Source organism: Nonomuraea sp. NPDC049480, from assembly GCF_044465905.1.
In the GTDB taxonomy this organism is placed as follows: domain Bacteria; phylum Actinomycetota; class Actinomycetes; order Streptosporangiales; family Streptosporangiaceae; genus Nonomuraea.
In genome coordinates this window covers 272,195-291,514 of sequence record NZ_JBITMD010000008.1, presented here as the reverse complement: position 1 = coordinate 291,514, position 19,320 = coordinate 272,195, and the positions used below count along the sequence as shown (strand labels likewise).

The following is a 19,320-nucleotide window of genomic DNA, read 5'->3' as shown; positions in this document are numbered from 1 at the left end:
GGCTGGGAGAACACAGCACCCCTGACGCCGGGCCGAAGGAGGTCCCCGTCATGGCATTGGCCCTCGTCGAACAGGCCCGCGGGCTCGACCGCGACCAGCGCAACGCCTTCCTCGCCGCCTTCCTCGGCTGGACGATGGACGCGTTCGACTACTTCATCGTCGTCCTCGTCTACGCCGAGATCGGCAGGGAGTTCGGCGTATCGCTCACCCAGATGGCGTTCCTCACCACCGTGACGCTCGCGATGCGCCCGCTCGGCGCGTTCGTGTTCGGCCGCTGGGCCGACGTCTCCGGGCGCAAACGGCCGCTCATGGTCGACGTCGCCTTCTACTCCGTGGTCGGCTTCGCCTGCGCGTTCGCCCCCAACTACACCGTCCTGCTGGTCCTGCGGCTGCTCTACGGCGTCGGCATGGGCGGCGAATGGGGGCTCGGCGCCGCCCTGGCGATGGAGAAGATGCCCGCGGGCAAGCGCGGCTTCTTCTCCGGCGTCCTGCAGCAGGGCTACGCCGTCGGCTACCTGCTCGCCGCCGTCGTCTACCTCGTCATCAATCCCATCTGGGGCTGGCGCGGCATGTTCGCCTTCAGTCTGCTGCCCGCCCTGGTGTCGTTCTACATCCGCTCCCGCGTCCACGAGAGCGCAGCCTGGGAACGGACCCGCGAACGCCTCGCCCACTCCCGCACAACCCTGCGCTCGGTTTTCCTCAACCCGCCGGTGCTGCGGCGTTTCCTCTACCTCGTCCTGCTGATGACCGCGTTCAACTGGATGAGTCACGGCACCCAGGACATCTACCCGACCTTCCTCAAGGACGGCAAAGGCTTCACCGGGACCGAGGCCATCATCGTCGCCATCGTCTACAACATCGGCGCCATCCTCGGCGGCACGCTCCTCGGCGGACTGTCGGAGCGGTTCGGTCGCCGGCGCACCATCGTCGCCGCCGTCCTCGTGGGCCTGCCCGTCGTCCCGCTGTTCGCCTTCGCGCCCACCCTGGCCACGCTCGCCCTCGGCGCGTTCCTCATGCAGTTCGCCGTCCAGGGCGCCTGGGGCGTCATCCCGGCGCATCTGACCGAGCTGAGCCCCGACGAGATCCGCGGCTTCTTCCCCGGCGTCACCTACCAGCTCGGCAACCTCCTGGCGGCCTTCAACCTGCCCATCCAGCAGTCGCTGGCCCACTCCCACGGCTACCCGTTCGCCCTGGCGGCCACCGTGATCCCGCTGCTCCTCGTGGTCGCGGTCCTCACCGCGCTCGGTCACGAGGCCCGCGGCGTCACCTTCGGCACCGGCCGGACGACGGCGTCCGTCCCGGCCACCCCGGCTTGACGCGGCGCCCCGGGGCCGGCGAGCACCCGGCCCCGGGGCGGCGGCAGGGTCAGCGGCAGGCGACGCGTCCCAGATCGAGACGCCCGTTGTAGTCGGAGGTGCCCGTGCCGGTGTGGTCGGCGTGCCGGGCGTAGATGCTCAGGCACTGGTTCTTGCCGTACACCTTGACCGGCCCCGCCTGGTACTTGAAGCGCCCGGAGTCCTTGTCGTGGTTGTTCTTCCAGTTGTCCTCGGCCCAGCGCGAGTTGAAGATCTCCAGGAACATCGGGGTCTTCTCGCCGTAGCGGGGCTTGCCCGGGCGCTTGACGAGGGCGGCGCAGTTCCAGCCGGTGCTCGCGTTGTAGTAGAGCTTGACGTCGCTCCGGTAGTAGGTCCCCCCGTTGAGCAGGTCCTTCATCGGGACCTTCCAGCTCCCCACCAGTTTGCCGCTGCAGCCGTACGCCCCCGCACTGGCGGCCGTCGGCGTGACGACGGACAGGGACACGGCCGCGACAGCCGCCACAGAAACAGTCAAAGCCTTCCTCAGCACAAGCAATCCCCCAGATGAGACAAAAGCTCAGCAAACCTATCCAGAGGCCACTCCCCTTACACCGCTTGTTGCCTTTCCGTTATTTTCTCGTCAACAGGTCCGGAGCATGTTGAGCAAGGCCCTCTTCTCGTTCTTGGTCACGAAGAGCCGGTAGTGACGTTTCACGGTGATCCATGAGGTCGCGTAGCGGCACCAGTACGCGCGGCGCGGCGGACGCCAGCTCTGCGGCCCTTGACCGCCCTTGGCGATGTTGGCGGAGTGGCTGACCGCGATCAGCTCGGGGCGGATGAGGTCGTTGGCGAAGGCACGTCGTCGCGCCTGGCTCCACCTCTTGGCGCCGGAGCGCCACGCGTACGAAAGCGGCACGACATGATCGACATCGACGAGCCGTTCGCTCTTCAGCCGCTTGCCGTCGTACGGGCTGTACCAGACGCCCTTGACGGGGTGGCAGGCCGCGTTCTTGCGCACGCGCCGCCCGTCGCGGGCCAGGACCGTCTCCCGCGCGTCGCACCTGCCCTTGTGGTGCGCCCAGCGCGGCTGGAACCGCCGATGGCTGTACCCGCGGATGGACAGGGGCCTGGCGACCTTCAGCTGGGCCAGCGTGCGGCGGGCCGCCGCCGCACCGGCATCGGCCGATAACCGCTTGCGCGGCTGGGCCGCCGCCGCCTGTGAGCCGGCGATGACGATGCTGATCGGCATGACCAGAAGCGCGAGCAGGGCCACGTGGACCGCCCGTCCCATAGAGATCATGACTCTACCCATACCAGCAATTCCGCGCCGGCGTCGTACGGCGCCAGGCCGGCGGGCCCGGACCGGAGCGCGTCCGGTCCGGGCCCGCCCATCCGAGAACCCCGCCCCGGTTCAGGAACCGCTCGTGCCGGCGGGGGCGGGGCCGATGAGCTTGAGCGGCTCGACCTTGCCCATGATCACGAGATAGTTGAACGCCCCCACCAGCGCGATCGCCCCGATCACCAGCAGCGGCACGACGAACGACCCCGTGGCGTCGACCAGCGCGCCCACCACGATCGGCGTGATGATCCCGGCGAAGTTGGACGCGAAGTTCTGGACCCCGCCGATGGAACCGACGTGCTTGGAACTGGGCGCGACGTCGGCGGGCAGCGACCAGATCCCGGTTCCCGCGACGGTGAGGCTGCCGTACGAGATCGACAGGAGCGTCAGCGCCATCCACGCCTCCGGCACCACGGCGGCGAACATGATCACCGATCCGCCGGCGAGCCCGCCGACGATGACCGTCTTGCGCACCCGGGTGACCGAGGCGCCCCGGCGGATGGCCCGATCGGCCAGGAGGCCGCCGGCCCAGCCGGACAGCACCGCGAACAGGCCCGGGATGGCCCCGAAGAAGCCGAGCTTGAGCAGGGAGAAGCCGCGCTCGGTCACCAGGTACGACGGGAAGAAGGTGATGAAGAAGTAGATGACGCTGTTCAGGCAGAAGAAGCCGAACATCATGCTGAGCACGGTGCGATAGCGGAACAGCGACCGCCACGGGATCCGCGTGGCCTCCTCGGCGTCGGTCTCCGCGGTACGGGCGCCGCCGCCCTCGATGTACTCCACCTCGGCCGCGCTCGCGCCGGGGTGCTGCCGCGGGTCCCGGTAGAACCTCCACCAGACGAGCGCCCATACGACCCCGGCCGCGCCGATGACGACGAAGACGGCGCGCCAGTGCAGCAACGCGATGAGACCGGTCACGACGGGGAGCGCGATGACGGCGCCGACCCGGGAACCGGAGTCCCAGATACTGGTGGCGAAGGCACGCTCCCTGGTCGGGAACCAGGTCGCCACGACTTTGGCCGCCGTACTGGGAGCCGGGCTCTCGCCCACGCCGAGCAGGAAGCGGAACGTGATGAGGGTCCAGAAGCCGCGGGCGAACGCGGTCAGCGCGGTGAAGATGGACCACCACATCGCGGCCAGGAAGAAGGAGCGCCGCGGCCCGACCTTGTCGACGTACCATCCCGCGACGAGCTGGCAGACGTCATAGGCCCAGAAGAAGGCGGCGAAGACCAGGCCCTGCTGCGTCGCGGACAGCTTGAAGTCCTCTCCCATGAACGGCAGTGCGACGCTGAGACTCGCCCGGTCGAGGTAGTTGATCGACAGCCCGGCGAACGCCAGCCAGATGATCGCCCATCGGACCCTGGTGGCTCCTGTGCGTGGCCTGACCAGTTCGGGATGCCCTTGCGCCATGCGACGCCTCCTTCGTGCAGGGGGAGCGGCCACCGGCAAGGTCCCAGTGATGAGATCCGGCAGCTTTCCGGAATCATCTGATGAATCAACGTGTTACGTCAACATTTCCTGGTTATCTTCTCAAGATTTCCTAATGTTGACCCGAATTGATCTGATGATTGGAGCGAGCCACGACGACGGACTATGGCCTGGGCCATAAACTGGTCAGATGACAACCCGCGAGCCGCGCGCATCGCAGTCCGACATCGTGGTCGAGGGCATCAAGCGCATGATCATCAATGGCGCGCTGTCGGCGGGATCCCGCCTGCCCGTGGAGAAGGACCTGGCCGCCCTGCTCGGCGTGTCCCGCAGCTCGTTGCGCGAAGGGGTCCGCGCACTGGTCATCGCCGGGGTGCTGGAGACCCGGCAGGGCGACGGCACCTACGTCACCACGCTCGACCCGTCCATCCTGCTGAGCCCCATCGGCTTCCTCGTCGACCTCCACCGGCCGGAGAACGTCGCCGACCTGCAGGCCATCCGGCGGGTGCTGGAGACGGAGGCCGTGGCGCGCGCCGCGCTCCGCATCACCGAGGACGAGCTGGACCGGGCCGAGCAGCTCCTGGCCTCCATGGAGCTGCTGCTGCAGGCCGAGCCGATCGACCACGAGGCCGTCATGAACGCCGACGTCCTGTTCCACCGCCTCATCGCCGCGGCCTCACGCAACGCGACGCTGGAAGCGCTGATCGAGGCGCTGGCCAGCCGTACGGTGCGGGCCCGCCTGTGGCGGGCCATCAACGCCGAGGGCGCCGAGTTCGACACGCACAAGGAGCATCGGGCGATCCTCCAGGCGCTCAGGGGCCGCGATCCCGACGCGGCCCGGCTGCGGATGGGCGTGCACCTGCTCGCGGTGGAGCAGTACCTTTCGGCGAATCAGGACTCCGTGGCCCTGGCCCAGTAGTCGCCGTCGGGGAAGGAATACTCCGCCAGCGTGGCGTCGTACATCTGGGCGCTGTAACCGGGGCGGGCCGGCAGCACGTAGGCGCCGTCCCTGACCACGCACGGGTCGACGAAGTGCTCGTGCAGGTGGTCGACGTACTCCGTCACCCGGCCCTCCAGCGAGCCCGACACGGCGACGTAGTCGAAGATCGACAGGTGCTGGACCAGCTCGCAGAGGCCGACGCCGCCCGCGTGCGGGCACACCGGCACGCCGAACTTCCTGGCCATCAGGTACACCGCGAGAATCTCGTTCACGCCGGCCAGCCTGGCGGAGTCGAGCTGGCAGAAGTCGATGGCATCGGCCTGGAACATCTGCTTGAAGAGGACCCGGTTCATCCCGTGCTCGCCGGTGGCCACGCCGATGGGCGCGACGGCCTTGCGGATCGCGGCGTGGCCCAGGACGTCGTCGGGACTGGTGGGCTCCTCGATCCACAGCGGCTCGAACTCCGCGAGCGCGCGTACCCACTCGATCGCCTGCGGCACGTCCCAGACCTGGTTGGCGTCGATCATCAGGTTGGCGTCGTAGCCGATGACCTCCCGGGCGATGCGCAACCGGCGGATGTCGTCGTCGAGATCGGCGCCGACCTTCAGCTTCACGTGCCGGTAGCCGGCATCGACGGCCTCCTGGCAGAGCCGCCGCAGCTTGTCGTCGGAGTATCCGAGCCAGCCCGCGCTGGTCGTGTAGCACGGGTAGCCGATCTCGGCCAGCTCGGCGACGCGGTCGGCGCGGGTCGGCTCCAGCTCCTTCAGCAGCGCCACCGCCTCGTCGCGGGTGAGCACGTCCGACAGGTACGACAGATCCGCGACGTCGACGAGCTCCTCCGCGGTCATGTCCACGAGCAGCCGCCAGAGCGGCTTGCCCGCGACCCGGGCCGCCAGATCCCAGACCGCGTTCATGACGGCGGCCAGAGCCAGGTGCTCGACGCCCTTGTCCGGCCCCAGCCAGCGCAGCTGCGAGTCGGACTTGAGGTGGCGGTAGACGCCGCCGAGGTCCTTGACGACGTCCTCGACGGCCATGCCGACCAGGGGGAGGCCGCGCTGCCTGGCGGCGAGCACGCAGATGTCGTTGCCCCTGCCGATCGTGAACGTGAAGCCGAAGCCGGACAGGTCTGGATCGTCGGTCCTGATCACGACATAGGCGGCCGAGTAGTCGCCATCCTTGTTCATCGCGTCGGAGCCGTCCTGGCTCAACGACGTCGGGAAGCGGACGTCGAAGACCTCGACACCGGTGATTGCGGTCATTCACCTCTCCTGCGGAGCTCGCACGAACATCACACTGTGTGACATCAGAGTAATCATTGCGAGAATACATCTGATGACTGGCGCGGCAAAGCCCTCGATGTACGCGATTGTGCCTGAAATCTCCCGTCTTTCATCTGATGTTTGCCTGGACTACCTGTGTATGCTGCTGGCGGCAACACCAGAGCGATGGGAGCCCGAACGGTGCTAACCGCCAACTACCTGGGAGATCGGACGATCGGCATCCGCGAGACGGATCCGCCGCCACCGGAGGCCGGCCAGGTGCAGATCCAGGTCGCCTACACCGGCATCTGCGGCACGGACCTGCACATCCTCCACGGACACATGGACGCCCGGGTGAAACCGCCCGCCGTGGTCGGCCACGAGATGAGCGGAGTCATCGCCGCCCTGGGCGACGGAGTGAGCGGGTGGGCCGCCGGCGACCACGTCACGGTCATGCCGCTGGACTGGGACGGCACCTGTCCCGCGTGCCGCGCGGGCAACCAGCACATCTGCCAGAACCTCACCTTCGTCGGCATCGACTCCCCCGGCGCCCTGCAGGGCCGGTGGAACGTCGACGCCGGCCTCCTGGTCCCCCTGCCCAAGACCCTCCGCCTGGACCACGCGGCGCTGGTCGAGCCCGTGGCGGTCGCGGTCCACGACGTACGGCGCGCCGAGCTCGCGCCGGGCGACCGCGTGGTGGTCGTCGGCGGCGGCCCCATCGGCGTGCTCATCGCCCTGGTGACCCGGCACGAGGGCGCGGAGGTGGTGATCGTGGAGATCGACCCGCTGCGCCGGCAGGCCGCCGCGGCCATGGGGTTCCAGGTGCTCGACCCCTCGGCCACCGACCAGGTCGCGTGGGTCGAGGAATGGACGCGGGGGGCCGGCGCCGACGTGGCGTTCGAGGTGTCCGGCGCGGCGGCCGCGGTCCTGGGCGTGACGGACCTCGTGAAGGTACGCGGCACGGTCGTCGTGGTGGCCATCCATCCGCAACCGCGGCCGGTCGACCTGCAGCGCGTCTTCTGGCGCGAGTTGCGGCTGCTGGGCGCGCGCGTCTACCAGCGCACCGACTTCGAACGCGCCGTCGAGCTCCTCGGCGCCGGGGTGATCCCGGCCGCTGAACTGATCACCAAGATCGTGCCGATCACCGAGACGGCGGACGCGTTCGCCGCCCTGGAGTCGGGCCGGGCCATGAAGATCCTCGTGGACGTCTCAGGGGGTGCGGCATGAGCCGGGAGCTGTTCGACCTGACCGGGAGCACGGCCGTCGTGACGGGCGCACGCCGCGGCATCGGCCTGGCCATCGCGGAGTCGCTGGCCCTGGCGGGCGCCGACATCATCGGCGTCAGCGCGGCGATGGAACCGTCCGGCAGTGAGGCGGCGCGCCGCGTGGAAGCGGCGGGGCGGACGTTCACGCCGCTCCAGGCCGACTTCTCCGACCGGGCGGCCGTCACCGCGCTGGCCGCGCACCTCGAAGGGCTCGGTGTCGACATCCTGGTGAACAACGCGGGCACCATCGAGCGCGAGCCCGCCGCCCAGCACGCGATCGAGCTCTGGGACCGGGTCATCGAGACCAACCTCAGCAGCCAGTTCGTGCTCAGCCAGGCCGTCGGCCGGTCGATGATCGAGCGCGGCCGCGGCAAGATCATCTTCATCGCGTCGCTGCTGAGCTTCCAGGGCGGCATCAACGTACCCGGCTACACCTCCTCCAAGTCGGCGATCGCGGGGCTGACGAGGGCGCTGGCCAACGAGTGGATGCCGAAGGGCGTGAACGTCAACGCCATCGCGCCAGGCTACATCGCCACCGACAACACCCAGGCGCTCCGGGAGGACCCCGAACGCAGCAGGTCCCTTCTGGAGCGCATCCCGGCCGGCCGGTGGGGGGCGGCGAGCGACCTCGGCGGCGCCGCGGTGTTCCTGGCCGGCCGCGCCTCCGACTACGTCTCCGGCATCGTGCTACCCGTGGACGGCGGCTGGCTCGCCCGCTGACCGACCGCCGCGCGCCGGACACACCGCCACCACCCGCGCGACCGGACACGGCACGTCCCGACCTGGCAGGCGCGCGCGGCGTGTCAGCCAGGGCTGTGGAGGTGGGCCCGGCCGATGAGGTGGGAGAAGGCGGGCACGAGCGGCTGCGGCGAGAAGCCGAACCGCTCGATCTCGTCCACGACGAACCCGGCCCGCCCGATCGCGCCGAGGGTGTCGCGGTTGGGCCGGCAGCCACCGGCCACGCGCCGCCAGACCGGTGTGATCGCGTCCTCGAACAGGCCGATCATCGGGTTGGGCGAGCGGACATGCTCGTAGAAGCGCAGGTGCCCGCCCGGCTTGAGCACCCGGGCGATCTCCGCCAGGGCCGCCGGCAGCGACGGCACGCTGCAGAGCACGAGCGACACCACCGCGGCGTCGAAGGCATGGGGCTCGCCCGGCAGGTCCTCGGCATGTCCCGCCACGACCGAGACGGGCACGGGCGCCGAAGCGGCCTCGGTCGCGGCGAATCGCCGCAGGGTGGCCTCCGGTTCGACGGCGACGACTTCGGTGACGGTCTTGGGATAGTGAGCGAAGTTACGGCCGTTGCCCGCGCCGATCTCGATCACTCGGCCCTCGAGTCCGGCAAGGAGCCGGATCCGATGCTCGCGCGCGCCGCGCCGGTCGCTGACGACTGATGCGTCGACGTACATGCGGGCGAAGCGCGGATGCTGGAAATCCGACAGGTCGGCCATGCTGATCACCTCTGGTCGAGGGCGCCTGTCTTCCAGACTGGCGCATGCCGGGGCCGGGTGCGGGGGGGCCGGCTCACATCCTTATCGAGGGCGGGGCTGGGCAGCGGCCATGACGCCGTGGATGGTCTGGTCGATGCGTTCGGCGATCTGGTCGGGGTCCGGCCGGCCGGCGTCCAGCCAGGCGATGACGGCCTCCAGGGTGAGGGTGGGAATCAGACTCGAAGCCCAGTCCAGCCAGGGCCCTGCGGGAATCTTCCTGGCCAGGTTGCGGTGGGCGACCTCGCGGGAGGTGGCGGTGATCGTGTCGATCAGGTCGCGGAAGTCGGGCTCGCGGGCGGCGTAGCGGAACAGCAGCCGGAAGCCGTCCGGGTCGGCCGCGGCGGCTCGCACCAGAGCGGGGATGGCCTGGTCGTCGAAATCGTCGGTCCCCGTGGCACCGGCCAGCCGCTCGCACGCACGGTCGAGGACCGCTCGGTACAGGTCGGCCTTGGAGTCGAAGTGCCGGTAGAGCATGGCCCGGGTCAAACCGGCTTCGGCGGCGACGTCGTCCAGGCCGGTTTCGGTGTATCCGGCGCGGGCGAAGGCGCGGGTGGCCGCGTCCAGGATCTGCTCGCGCCGCTCGGCCCGGCGTAGCCGGCGCACCGGCGCCCGCCCGTCCGAGACCTCGGGGCCCGTCCGGGTGCCGGCCGCGTCGGGGTCACTCATCCGCACTCCTCTTGTAGAAATCAAAGTATACAAGTAGCGTTCTATACATGTCAGTATACAAATCAGCGTCTACTTCTGGAGGAGTCATGTCCGATTCCGTCCGGCTGCCGTTCGAGCAGTCCGGCCCGATGCGGCCCGCCCCATTGCTGCGCGAGCTGCAGGCCCGGGGTCCCATCCACGCGATCCGCACCGCCGTCGGCGATCCGGCCTGGCTGGTGACCGGCTATGACGAGGTGCGCCGGCTGCTGGACGACGACCGGCTCGGCCGCGCCCACCGCGAGCCCGAGCGCGCCTCGCGTACCGGCGAGTCGGCGATGTTCGGGGGCCCGCTCGGCGACTTCGACACCGAGCAGGCCGACCACCGGCAGATGCGCTCGCTGCTGCAACCGCACTTCTCCCCCAAGCGCATGCGCGCCCTGCGCGGCCGCGTCGAAACCCTCACCGCCGGCCTGCTGGACGAGCTCGCCGCCGCCGGACCGCCCGCCGACCTGCACGCCGCCCTGGCGCTGCCGCTGCCGATCGCGGTCATCTGCGAACTGCTCGGCGTCCCGTACGAGGACCGCACGCGGTTCCGCGCCTGGACCCAGGCCGCCGCCGACATCACCGACCGCGCCCGCTCCGAACAGGGACTGGCCGAGCTGTTCGGCTACGGCCGGCGGCTGGTGGCCCGCAAGCGGGCCGAAGGCGACCCGGACGCCGACGTGATCTCCCGGCTGGCGGCCACCGAAGGGGTGAGCGATGACGACGCCGCCGCGATGGGCATGTTCCTGCTGTTCGCCGGGCACGAGACCACGGTCACCGCGATCGGCAGGGGCGTGCTGTGGCTGCTGGCCGACCCGGATCAGTGGCGGGCGCTGGTGGACGACCCGGGCCGGATCGACGCAGCGGTGGAGGAGATCTTGCGCGCGCCCGGTCTCGGCGGCGGCGGGATCCCCCGCTACGCGCGTACCGACCTGGAACTCGCCGGCGCGCGGGTGCGGGCCGGGGACCTGGTGCTGCTGGACACCGGGGCGGCCAACCACGACGCCGCCGTGTTCGCCGACCCCGACCGGTTCGACCTCGGCCGGCCGGCCGTGCCGCACCTGACCTTCGGTCACGGAGCCCGCTACTGCGTCGGCGCCCCGCTGGCCCGCATCGAGCTGCAGGTCGTCTTCTCCCAGCTCGCCGCCCGCTTCCCGGCCCTGAAGCTGGGGTGCGCGGTGGAGGAGCTGAGCTTCAACCCGCACGTGCTCACCGGCGGCCTGACCGCCCTGCCCGTCACATGGTGATCGACCTCTTGACAGGGCGCTCATGATTTGAAAAGTTCCTTAACAGATCGGGGATTGACAACGTTGTCATAGCACGTGCCGGGAGGCCCCCATGAAGCGCCCTCACCGACGATCCCTCCTGACGGCGGTCTTATGCCCCGTCGTCGCCCTCATCCTCGCCGCGCCCGCGGCCGCCGCGCTGACCGTCCACGCCGGCCCGGACCCCATCCCCAACCCCGGCCCCTCGGGCACCCCGGCCCCGGGCCCGTCCTACAGCCCACCCCCCGGCCCGCGGGCGACCGAGCCGCCTCCGCCCGCGGCGGACCTACGCCGCGCGGCTCGGGACGGGCAGGCGCTGGCCCAGGCCGAGGGGGCGGCCTTCGCCTCCTCCTTCGAGGACGGCGATCCGCAGCCGACATGGGTCAACACCGCCGAGAAGGCCTCGAACGTCACCGGAACCCTGCCCGGCGGCATCGAGGGCAGCATCTCTGACAAGATCACCCAGGTCAGCGCCAGCGGTGAATACACACCCGGCGGCGAGGTGAAGGAGAACCTCACCGACGGCGACGCGAACACCAAGTGGCTGGTGTTCACCGGCACCGGCTGGGCGCAGTACGGCCTGTCCGGCCCGGTCGCGGTCGTGCACTACGCGCTGACCTCCGCCAACGACGCCCCCGAGCGCGACCCGCGCGACTGGCATCTCCAGGGCTCGCAGGACGGGCAGAACTGGACCACGCTGGACACCCGGACCGGCGAGACGTTCACGGCGCGCCTGCAGCGCAAGGAATACCGCTTCACCAACCCGGCCGCCTACGCCCACTACAGGCTCAACGTCACCCGCGTCGGCGGCGGCTCCATCCTGCAACTCGCCGAATGGGAGCTGTCGGACGGCCGGACCGGCCCCAGACCGCCCAGCGACATGCGCAGCCAGGTGGGCCCCGGGCCGAACGGCGGGTTCGTCTCCAAGCCGCGCGCCGGCTTCTCCGGGTTGCGCGCCTTCCAGTACGCGGGCAGCACCACCGCGCAGAGCGGCGGTCACTCCACCAACAAGGTGTTCGAGGTGGACATCCCGGTCACGTCCACCACGGAGCTGTCCTACCTGGTCTTCCCCGAGTTCACCGCGGCCGACCTGCGCTATCCCAGCACGTACGTCTCCGTGGACCTGGCCTTCCGCGACGGCACGTTCCTCAGCGATCTGAAGGCCGCCGACCAGCACGGGGTCCGGCTGGCGCCACGGGAGCAGGGCGAGTCCAAGACCTTGTACGCCGACCAGTGGAACTACAAGCGCGCCCAGATCGGCGGCGTGGCCAGGGGCAAGCGGATCAGCCGCATCCTGGTGGCCTACGACAGTCCCGCCGGAATGGCCGGGTTCCGGGGGTGGGTGGACGACATCAAGATCGTCTCTGAGCGGAGGCGGCAGCCGTACGAGGGCCGCGACGACCGCCCGGCGAGCCCTTCGCAGTACGTGGTGACCACCCGGGGCACGCACTCCACGGGCGGATTCTCGCGGGGGAACAACTTCCCTGCCACCGCGGTGCCGCACGGGTTCAACTTCTGGACGCCGATGACCGACGCCGGCTCGACGAGCTGGCTGTACGAGTACCACCGGGCCAACAACGCGGCCAACCTGCCCGAGATCCAGGCCTTCACCGCCGGCCACGAGCCCAGCCCGTGGATGGGTGACCGGCAGACGTTCCAGTTCATGCCCTCGGCGGCCGAAGGAGTGCCGGACCCGTCGCGTACGGCCCGCGCGCTGCCCTTCCGCCACGAGCGAGAGGTCGCGCAGCCACACCTGTACGCGGTGACGTTCGACAACGGGCTCAAGACCGAGATCGCGCCGACCGATCATGCGGCGATGGCCCGTTTCACCTTCCCCGGCTCCTCGGCCAAGCTGATCTTCGACAACGTCGGCGACAGCGGCGGCCTCACGCTCGATCCGGCAGGCGGCGTGGTGACCGGCCATTCGGACGTACGCAGCGACCTGTCGACCGGGGCCACGCGGATGTTCTTCTACGCCGTGTTCGACCGCCCGGCCACCGGCGGCGGCAAGCTGACCGGCCAGGGCCGGGACAACGTGCTCGGCTATCTGGCCTTCGACGCGGGCACGGCACGCACGGTCACCATGCGCATCGCGTCTTCGCTGATCAGCGTGGAGCAGGCCAGGCGGAACCTGGAGCTGGAGATCGGCGCCGCGGACACGCTGGAGACGGTCAGCGAGCGGGCGCGGCGGGCGTGGGACGCCAAGCTGGGCGTCATCGAGGTCGAGGGAGCGAGCCGGGATCAGCTGGTCACGCTGTACTCCAACCTGTACCGGCTGTTCCTGTATCCCAACTCCGGCTTCGAGAACACCGGCACCGCGGCCGCGCCGGTCTACAAGCACGCCGTCCAGTCCTCCACCAGCACCCCGGCCAGTACGCCCACCGAGACCGGGGCGCGGGTGGCGGACGGGAAGGTGTACGTCAACAACGGCTTCTGGGACACCTACCGCACCACCTGGCCCGCGTACGCGCTGCTCACGCCGCGGGCGGCCGGGGAGATGGTCGACGGGTTCGTGCGGCAGTACGAGGACGGCGGCTGGATCTCCCGGTGGTCGTCACCGGGGTACGCCGATCTGATGGTCGGCACCAGCTCCGACGTCGCCTTCGCCGACGCCTACCTGAAGGGGGTGACCGGTTTCGACGCCGCGACCGCTTACCAGGCCGCGGTCAAGAACGCCACGGTCGCCCCGCCCACCCGCCACGTGGGCCGCAAGGGCCTGTCCACCTCCGTCTTCCTCGGGTACACGAGCATCCAGTCCACGGGCGAGGCCATGTCATGGGCGATGGACGGCTACATCAACGACTTCGGCATCGCGAACATGGCCAAGGCGCTGGCCGGGCGGTCCACGGGAGCGCAACGGGCCCGATACCTGGAGGAGTACGAATATTTCCTGAACCGGGCCCGCAACTACGTGCACCTGTTCGACCCGGCAGTCCGCTTCTTCCAGGGCAGGAACGCCGACGGCTCCTTCCGCCGCAAGCCGAGCGCCTACGACCCGCGTACGTGGGGCTTCGACCACACCGAGACCAACGGCTGGAACATGGCCTTCCACGTCCCACAGGACGGCCGCGGCCTGGCCAACCTGTACGGCGGTGCGGACAAGCTGGCGGCCAAGCTCGACACGTTCTTCGCCACCCCGGAGACGGCGTTGTTCCCCGGCTCGTACGGCGGGATCATCCACGAGATGCGCGAGGCCCGCGACGTGCGCATGGGCCAGTACGGGCACAGCAACCAGCCCTCCCACCACATCCCCTACATGTACGACTACGCGGGACAACCGTGGAAGACCCAGGCCAAGGTACGCGAGGCGCTCTCGCGGCTCTACCTGGGCAGCGAGATCGGGCAGGGCTACCCGGGCGACGAGGACAACGGGGAGATGTCGGCCTGGCAGGTCTTCGGCGCGCTGGGCTTCTACCCGCTGCAGATGGGCAGCCCCTACTACGCCATCGGCTCGCCGCTGTTCAAGAAGACGACCGTGCACCTGGACGGCGGGAGGAAGCTGGTGATCAAGGCGCCGGGAAACAGCCCGCGCAACGTCTACGTGCAGGGATTGAGGGTCAACGGCCGGGCGTACGACAAGACGTACCTGCCGCACGACCTGATCGCCAAGGGCGGTGAGCTGGTGTTCGAGATGGGGTCGCGGCCGTCGCGCTGGGGCACCGGGAAGGACGCCGCCCCGCCCTCGATCACCCGCGACGACCGGATCCCCGCACCGCTGCACGACGCCACGGGGCCGGGGCGCGGCACGGCGTCGGCGGCCGGCGGCGCCGACGTGGGCGCGCTGTTCGACGACGACTCGGCCACCCGGGCGACGCTGCCCGAATGGGTCCAGTACACGTTCACCGGCGACCGGCAGGCGCGCTTCTACACGCTCACCTCCGGCGCCGGTCTGCCTGCCGAGGATCCGGCCGGCTGGGTCCTGGAGGGCTCCGCCGACGGCAGCACGTGGAAGGTGCTCGACGAGCGGGCCGGGGAGAGCTTCCCGTGGCGGCTGCAGACCCGCCCGTTCAAGATCGCCAAGCCGGGCGCGTACGCCCACTACCGGATCAGATTCACCGGCGGCACGTCGCTGTCGGAGGTCGAGCTGCTCGCCGACGAGTCGCCGGCCACCTCACCGCTGGTCATCGAGGCCGCCGGGGTGTTCGCCGCCCCGGGGGAGACGGTGGCGGTTGCGGTGACCGTGGCCGACCACGCCGACCGGCCGGCCACCGGACGGCTGACCGCGACCGGGCCGCAGGGCTGGACCGTCCAGCCCGCGGACGCCGGCTTCGGGCCCATCGCGCCGGGCGCCTCCCAGACCCTGACGTTCCAGGTGACGGTGCCGGCGTCGGCGGGCCCAGGCAGTCATCCGATCCAGCTCGCGGCGACCTCCGACCGCGGACCGGCCGCCGAGCGGGTGGCGGTCACGGTGATCGGCGACACCGTGGAGTTCACGCCCGGCACCCCCGCCGAGGCGCCCTGGCTCCTGGAGGCGGACGGGTCCCAGCTCGACGGCGAGGTGTACGACGGGCGCGCCCGCTTCACCGACGGCGACAGCCACGCCACCTACCGATTCGAGCTGCCGGCGCAGGTGACCGGGGGTTCGCTGACGCTGGACATCGGCAACCAGTTCCTGGTGCAGGTCTCGGCCGACAACCAGAGCTGGCGGACGGTGCTGCAGGAGAGCGCCGACGTACGCGACCTGTCCAACCGGGCGCCGCGCACGCTCGACCTCAATGAGGTGCGGGGTACGGCCCGTACGTTCTACCTGCGCATCGGGGACAGCCGGCCATCGGACGGCTGGGGGTCCTGGCTGGCCAGGCTACGGCTGGATCTCCAGCGTCCGGCCGGCTAGCGCCGCCGGCCCGTGCCCGGGGGCAGGTCGTCCCCGGGCACGGCTGACGCACCGCCGGAGCGGCGTTGGCGGCGTTCCTCGGCTGGATCATCCGGGCCATGGAGACCGAGGTCGGACGCCGTCGTGCCGCCAACCTGGCTCTGGAGAGCGCCAACGCCCGCCTCGCCCGGCTCGGGGAGGAGAACGCCGAACTGCAGGGCAAGCTGCTGGCCGCGGCCCGCCAGACCGGCGTCGCCGGGGAACGCGGCCGGATGGCCAGGGAGATCCACGACACCGTCGCCCAAGGGCTGGCGGGCATCGTCACCCAGCTCGAAGCCGCCGAGGAGGCCGCGAGCGACCCCGACGCGGTGCGGCACCGCCTGGGCATCGCCCGGAGCCTGGCCAGGGAGAGCCTGACCGAGGTCCGCCGCTCGCTGAACGACCTGCGCCCCGGGCCGCTGGCGGAGTCCCGGCTGCCCGAGGCGCTGGCGGCGCTGGTCTCCGGCTGGAGCGCCGCGCACGAGGTGCCCGCCACGCTCACCGTCACAGGCACCGCCCGGCTGCTGCATCCCGAGGTCGAGGTGACGCTGTTCCGCGCGGTGCAGGAGGCGCTGGCCAACGTGGCCCGGCACGCCCGGGCGAGCAAGACCGGTGTCACCTTGTCGTACACGGAGGATGTGGTCGTGGCCGACGTCCGGGACGACGGGGCGGGATTCGCCCCCCCAGGAGGCGAACGTCACGGGGTTCGGGCTCACCGCGATGCGGCAGCGCGTCGTCAGGCTGGCCGGCGACGTCGAGGTGGAGTCCGCGCCGGGTCAGGGCACCGCGGTCAGCGTGAGCGTGCCCGCGATCCCCGCCGCGGAGGAGTGAGGAGCGACATGGGCGTACGGCTGGTGATCGTGGACGACCATCCCGTGGTACGCGACGGGCTGCGCGGCATGTTCGCCGAACAGGCCGACCTGGAGGTCGTCGGGGAGGCGGACGGCGGGGAACGCGGGCTGGCCGTGGCCGTGCGGGAGCGTCCCGACGTCGTCCTCACCGACCTGCGCATGCCCGGCCTGGGCGGAGCGGAGTTCATCAGGCTGCTGGCGCGGCGGGTCCCGGCGACCCGGGTGCTGGTCCTGACCACGTACGACGGTGACGAGGACGTACTGCCCGCGCTGACGGCGGGCGCGATCGGCTACCTGCTCAAAGACTCGCCGCGCGAGGAGGTCTTCCGCGCCGTGCGCGCGGCGCCGGCCGGGGAGACTGGCCGTCATCGTGGGGCCATGAGCAAACGCCGTCGGGCGGGCGCGTTCCTGGTGCCGATCCCGCTGTCCGTGCCGGGCGTCCGGCTGGCGGCTTGCGCCGCGGGCACGCCTGGTGATCGCGGGCTGGGCGCTGACCGCCGTCTCACTCGCGGGGGTGACCACCGGACTCGTCGCGATCTACTCGGCCTGAGGGTCCGGCGGTCCGTGGGCGCTCAGACCGTTCCCTTGCCGAAGTGCAGGTAGTTCGGGGCGGGGAACGCCACATATTTGGGGTCGTTCATGGACAGCAGCACGCGGACGGCCTTCCCGGTCAGGTCGATCACCACGATCTCCCATCCGGAGTGCGCGCCACGCCACACCATGAGGTGGTCGTCGTCCCACCAGCCGACGACCCGCTTGACGGTGAACGGGACGGCGATCGGGCCCGTAGCGCTCTGTGACCGGGACCGCACGCACAGACTGGTGTCCGTCGGCGTGCACCGGGCGAGGTAGCGGGAGCCGCCCGGTGCGACGGGATCGGCGTCCATCGCGGGCGGTGGAGTCGAGTCCGGCAGGCTGCCACGATCATTGCCGTTCAGGTCATAGAACCTGATCTCGTCTGCCGTCCAGACCCCGATGGTCGCCGAGGACACCCAGAAGGCCCGCTTCATGTTCGCCGGGGCGTCCTTGCCCTTGACGAGCCGGGCGACGCCCGCCTCGGTGTCGATGACGGCATAGCCGACCACATCCCGGTCCGGCGGGTCCAGCGTGAGCCACGGGCTGACGTCGTACAGGCTGACCAGGCCGTGCTTGCCGTCGGGCGACCATCGGGGGGCGAATCCGATGGTGGGCATCTTGTCGAGGGCGATGTTCTTGCCGGCGCCCGTCACGCGATCGATGACCGACACGGACGTGCGGCTGACCGAGCCGTCCGCCTTGGCGAGGTTGGTCGCGAGGAGCTTGCCGCCGTCATCGGAGACCGCGTACTCGATGTGGCGGCCGTCGGACTCGTATTCCTGCGAGCCGCGCTTCCTGATCGTGCTCCCCAGCGAGAAGAGCTTGACGGGGTCTGAGGGACTTTCGGTGAGTTCGATCAGGCCGTGGCCGTCCACCGAGAACGTGACGGTGTCGGTCGGAACTCTGGGGACCCGTGACGACTTGGCGGAGGGAGAGCGTGAGGAGGAGGCGGTGGAGCCGGAGGGCAGGTTCAGGCGGTCGGCGAGGAGGAGGGTCGCCGACGCCAGCACGAGTGCGGCGGCCACGGCGACGGAGATGATCTGTCCGGTGGTCTTCCTGCTGCGCGTGCGCACGCCGACCGGACGCCCGCCCATGGGAGGAGGGGTGAGGTTCGCGCCCGCGACGTCAGCGCCTTGCTGGAGCACGTCCGGTGGGGCCGCGTCCGGCTGGACGGCGCCCTGCGGGACGCCCAGCAGGCGCATGAGCGCCGCGCTCGCGCTCGGCCGCGCCGCCGGGTCCTTCGCCAGACAGTCCACGATCAGGGCCCGCAGCCCGGGGTCCTCGACGCAACCGGCGTCCGGCTGCTCGGTCATGATGCGGTTGATCACAGCGGGCAGGCTGTCCTGACCGAACGGGAACCGCCCGGAGGCCGCGTACAACATCGTGCAGGCCCAGGCGAACATGTCCGTGGCCGGTCCGGGACGCGCCCCGCCGAGCTGCTCGGGAGCCATGAACGCGGGCGTGCCCACCACGGCGCTGGTCATCGTCGAGGTGAGGTCGAGCGCCTTGGCGATGCCGAAGTCGATCACCCGCGGCCCGTCGGCGGGCAGCAGCACATTGGACGGCTTGAAGTCACGATGCACGATGCCGGCCTGGTGGATGACCACCAGCGCGGTCACCGTGCCGATCGCCAGCCGATGCAGCGAGGCTCCCGAGCGGGGCCCGTCCGCGCGCACCACTTCGGTGAGTGTGGGGCCGTCAACGTACTCGCTGACGATGTACGGCCGCCCTTCCCAGAGCCCCGTCTCGACGACCCGGGCGGTGCAGAAGGTCGCCACCCGCCGTGCCAGCGCCACCTCGCGGACGAACCGGTCCGACGCCTCGGCATCACCCATCGAATCCGCACGCAGCAGCTTCAGCGCCACCTTGCCGCCGTCTGGCGCCTCGGCAAGATAGACGATGCCCTGACCGCCCTCCCCCAGCCGGCCGGCCAACCGGTAACCCTCGACCGTCTCCGGATCCCCCGGCCGCATGCCCTCAGGCTCTGGCATGGGCAAGCCCGTTTCTCACCATGGTCGTAAGAGTTTCCGTCATGGCACGCGTACCCACCAGGGCAGCAACCGGGCATTAACC

General features: G+C 70.5%; 14 protein-coding genes and 1 pseudogene. 8 read left to right on the top strand and 7 right to left on the bottom strand.

Translation table 11 applies throughout. From position 1 onward, the window contains the following. Window positions 1-50: 50 nt before the first annotated feature. A complete protein-coding gene (locus ACIBX3_RS24685; RefSeq protein ID WP_397120722.1) occupies window positions 51-1,316 on the top strand; it encodes an MFS transporter in 1,266 nt (421 codons plus the stop codon). A 49-nt stretch (window positions 1,317-1,365) separates the two neighbouring features. Here ACIBX3_RS24685 and ACIBX3_RS24680 read toward each other — a convergent pair whose 3' ends face one another. The 3 genes from ACIBX3_RS24680 to ACIBX3_RS24670 form a co-directional block, all read right to left on the bottom strand. Further along, window positions 1,366-1,818, bottom strand: coding sequence for a hypothetical protein (locus tag ACIBX3_RS24680; protein ID WP_397120720.1), 453 nt, complete (start codon window positions 1,816-1,818; stop codon window positions 1,366-1,368). A 117-nt stretch (window positions 1,819-1,935) separates the two neighbouring features. Then, a complete protein-coding gene (locus tag ACIBX3_RS24675) occupies window positions 1,936-2,595 on the bottom strand; it encodes an HNH endonuclease family protein (protein WP_397120718.1) in 660 nt (219 codons plus the stop codon). 111 nt (window positions 2,596-2,706) lie between these two features. Then, the gene (locus ACIBX3_RS24670) at window positions 2,707-4,044 is read right to left on the bottom strand and encodes an MFS transporter (protein ID WP_397120716.1); all 1,338 of its coding nucleotides are present in this window, start codon (window positions 4,042-4,044) and stop codon (window positions 2,707-2,709) included. A gap of 208 nt (window positions 4,045-4,252) precedes the next feature. Between ACIBX3_RS24670 and ACIBX3_RS24665 the strand changes: the two genes are divergently transcribed. After that, complete coding sequence (locus ACIBX3_RS24665; protein WP_397120714.1) at window positions 4,253-4,981, top strand: FadR/GntR family transcriptional regulator; 729 nt, start codon at window positions 4,253-4,255, stop codon at window positions 4,979-4,981. Here the strand turns inward: ACIBX3_RS24665 and ACIBX3_RS24660 are convergent. Continuing rightward, a complete protein-coding gene (locus tag ACIBX3_RS24660) occupies window positions 4,954-6,261 on the bottom strand; it encodes an L-fuconate dehydratase (protein ID WP_397120712.1) in 1,308 nt (435 codons plus the stop codon). The genes ACIBX3_RS24665 and ACIBX3_RS24660 overlap by 28 nt on opposite strands. 201 nt (window positions 6,262-6,462) lie before the next feature. On the opposite strand from ACIBX3_RS24660, the gene ACIBX3_RS24655 reads away from it, so the two are divergent. Together ACIBX3_RS24655 and ACIBX3_RS24650 are read left to right on the top strand one after the other, a co-directional pair. Further along, on the top strand, window positions 6,463-7,488 hold the full coding sequence (locus ACIBX3_RS24655; protein WP_397120710.1) for a zinc-binding dehydrogenase: 1,026 nt from the start codon (window positions 6,463-6,465) through the stop codon (window positions 7,486-7,488). Then, a complete protein-coding gene (locus ACIBX3_RS24650; protein WP_397120708.1) occupies window positions 7,485-8,246 on the top strand; it encodes an SDR family NAD(P)-dependent oxidoreductase in 762 nt (253 codons plus the stop codon). Before ACIBX3_RS24655 ends, ACIBX3_RS24650 begins: the two co-directional genes overlap by 4 nt. 83 nt (window positions 8,247-8,329) lie before the next feature. Here ACIBX3_RS24650 and ACIBX3_RS24645 read toward each other — a convergent pair whose 3' ends face one another. Together ACIBX3_RS24645 and ACIBX3_RS24640 are read right to left on the bottom strand one after the other, a co-directional pair. After that, the gene (locus ACIBX3_RS24645; RefSeq protein WP_397120706.1) at window positions 8,330-8,977 is read right to left on the bottom strand and encodes a class I SAM-dependent methyltransferase; all 648 of its coding nucleotides are present in this window, start codon (window positions 8,975-8,977) and stop codon (window positions 8,330-8,332) included. A gap of 81 nt (window positions 8,978-9,058) precedes the next feature. Next, window positions 9,059-9,682 (bottom strand): TetR/AcrR family transcriptional regulator, encoded by a 624-nt coding sequence (locus ACIBX3_RS24640; RefSeq protein WP_397120704.1) that lies wholly within the window; start codon window positions 9,680-9,682, stop codon window positions 9,059-9,061. A gap of 86 nt (window positions 9,683-9,768) precedes the next feature. Between ACIBX3_RS24640 and ACIBX3_RS24635 the strand changes: the two genes are divergently transcribed. The 4 genes and pseudogenes from ACIBX3_RS24635 (at window position 9,769) to ACIBX3_RS24620 (ending at window position 17,274) form a co-directional block, all read left to right on the top strand. After that, entirely contained in the window at window positions 9,769-10,950 is a 1,182-nt protein-coding gene (locus tag ACIBX3_RS24635) for a cytochrome P450 (protein ID WP_397120702.1), read from the top strand. A 91-nt stretch (window positions 10,951-11,041) separates the two neighbouring features. Then, entirely contained in the window at window positions 11,042-15,802 is a 4,761-nt protein-coding gene (locus ACIBX3_RS24630; protein WP_397120700.1) for a GH92 family glycosyl hydrolase, read from the top strand. A gap of 98 nt (window positions 15,803-15,900) precedes the next feature. After that, window positions 15,901-16,651: pseudogene (locus tag ACIBX3_RS24625) on the top strand (sensor histidine kinase). A gap of 8 nt (window positions 16,652-16,659) precedes the next feature. After that, window positions 16,660-17,274 carry a response regulator transcription factor gene (locus ACIBX3_RS24620; RefSeq protein WP_397120698.1) on the top strand — a complete coding sequence of 205 codons (615 nt, stop codon included), beginning with the start codon at window positions 16,660-16,662 and terminating at the stop codon, window positions 17,272-17,274. Here the strand turns inward: ACIBX3_RS24620 and ACIBX3_RS24615 are convergent. Then, on the bottom strand, window positions 17,244-19,238 hold the full coding sequence (locus ACIBX3_RS24615) for a serine/threonine-protein kinase (RefSeq protein ID WP_397120696.1): 1,995 nt from the start codon (window positions 19,236-19,238) through the stop codon (window positions 17,244-17,246). The genes ACIBX3_RS24620 and ACIBX3_RS24615 overlap by 31 nt on opposite strands. Window positions 19,239-19,320 lie beyond the last annotated feature (82 nt).

Excerpts from the sequence above, each read along its gene's own strand:
- ACIBX3_RS24620 (WP_397120698.1), top strand. The coding sequence starts at position 16,660 with ATGGGCGTACGGCTGGTGATCGTGGACGACCATCCCGTGGTACGCGAC.
- ACIBX3_RS24650 (WP_397120708.1), top strand. The coding sequence starts at position 7,485 with ATGAGCCGGGAGCTGTTCGACCTGACCGGGAGCACGGCCGTCGTGACG.
- ACIBX3_RS24685 (WP_397120722.1), top strand. The coding sequence starts at position 51 with ATGGCATTGGCCCTCGTCGAACAGGCCCGCGGGCTCGACCGCGACCAG.
- ACIBX3_RS24645 (WP_397120706.1), bottom strand. The coding sequence starts at position 8,977 with ATGGCCGACCTGTCGGATTTCCAGCATCCGCGCTTCGCCCGCATGTAC.
- ACIBX3_RS24665 (WP_397120714.1), top strand. The coding sequence starts at position 4,253 with ATGACAACCCGCGAGCCGCGCGCATCGCAGTCCGACATCGTGGTCGAG.
- ACIBX3_RS24675 (WP_397120718.1), bottom strand. The coding sequence starts at position 2,595 with ATGATCTCTATGGGACGGGCGGTCCACGTGGCCCTGCTCGCGCTTCTG.
- ACIBX3_RS24635 (WP_397120702.1), top strand. The coding sequence starts at position 9,769 with ATGTCCGATTCCGTCCGGCTGCCGTTCGAGCAGTCCGGCCCGATGCGG.
- ACIBX3_RS24615 (WP_397120696.1), bottom strand. The coding sequence starts at position 19,238 with ATGCCAGAGCCTGAGGGCATGCGGCCGGGGGATCCGGAGACGGTCGAG.
- ACIBX3_RS24640 (WP_397120704.1), bottom strand. The coding sequence starts at position 9,682 with ATGAGTGACCCCGACGCGGCCGGCACCCGGACGGGCCCCGAGGTCTCG.
- ACIBX3_RS24660 (WP_397120712.1), bottom strand. The coding sequence starts at position 6,261 with ATGACCGCAATCACCGGTGTCGAGGTCTTCGACGTCCGCTTCCCGACG.
- ACIBX3_RS24670 (WP_397120716.1), bottom strand. The coding sequence starts at position 4,044 with ATGGCGCAAGGGCATCCCGAACTGGTCAGGCCACGCACAGGAGCCACC.
- ACIBX3_RS24630 (WP_397120700.1), top strand. The coding sequence starts at position 11,042 with ATGAAGCGCCCTCACCGACGATCCCTCCTGACGGCGGTCTTATGCCCC.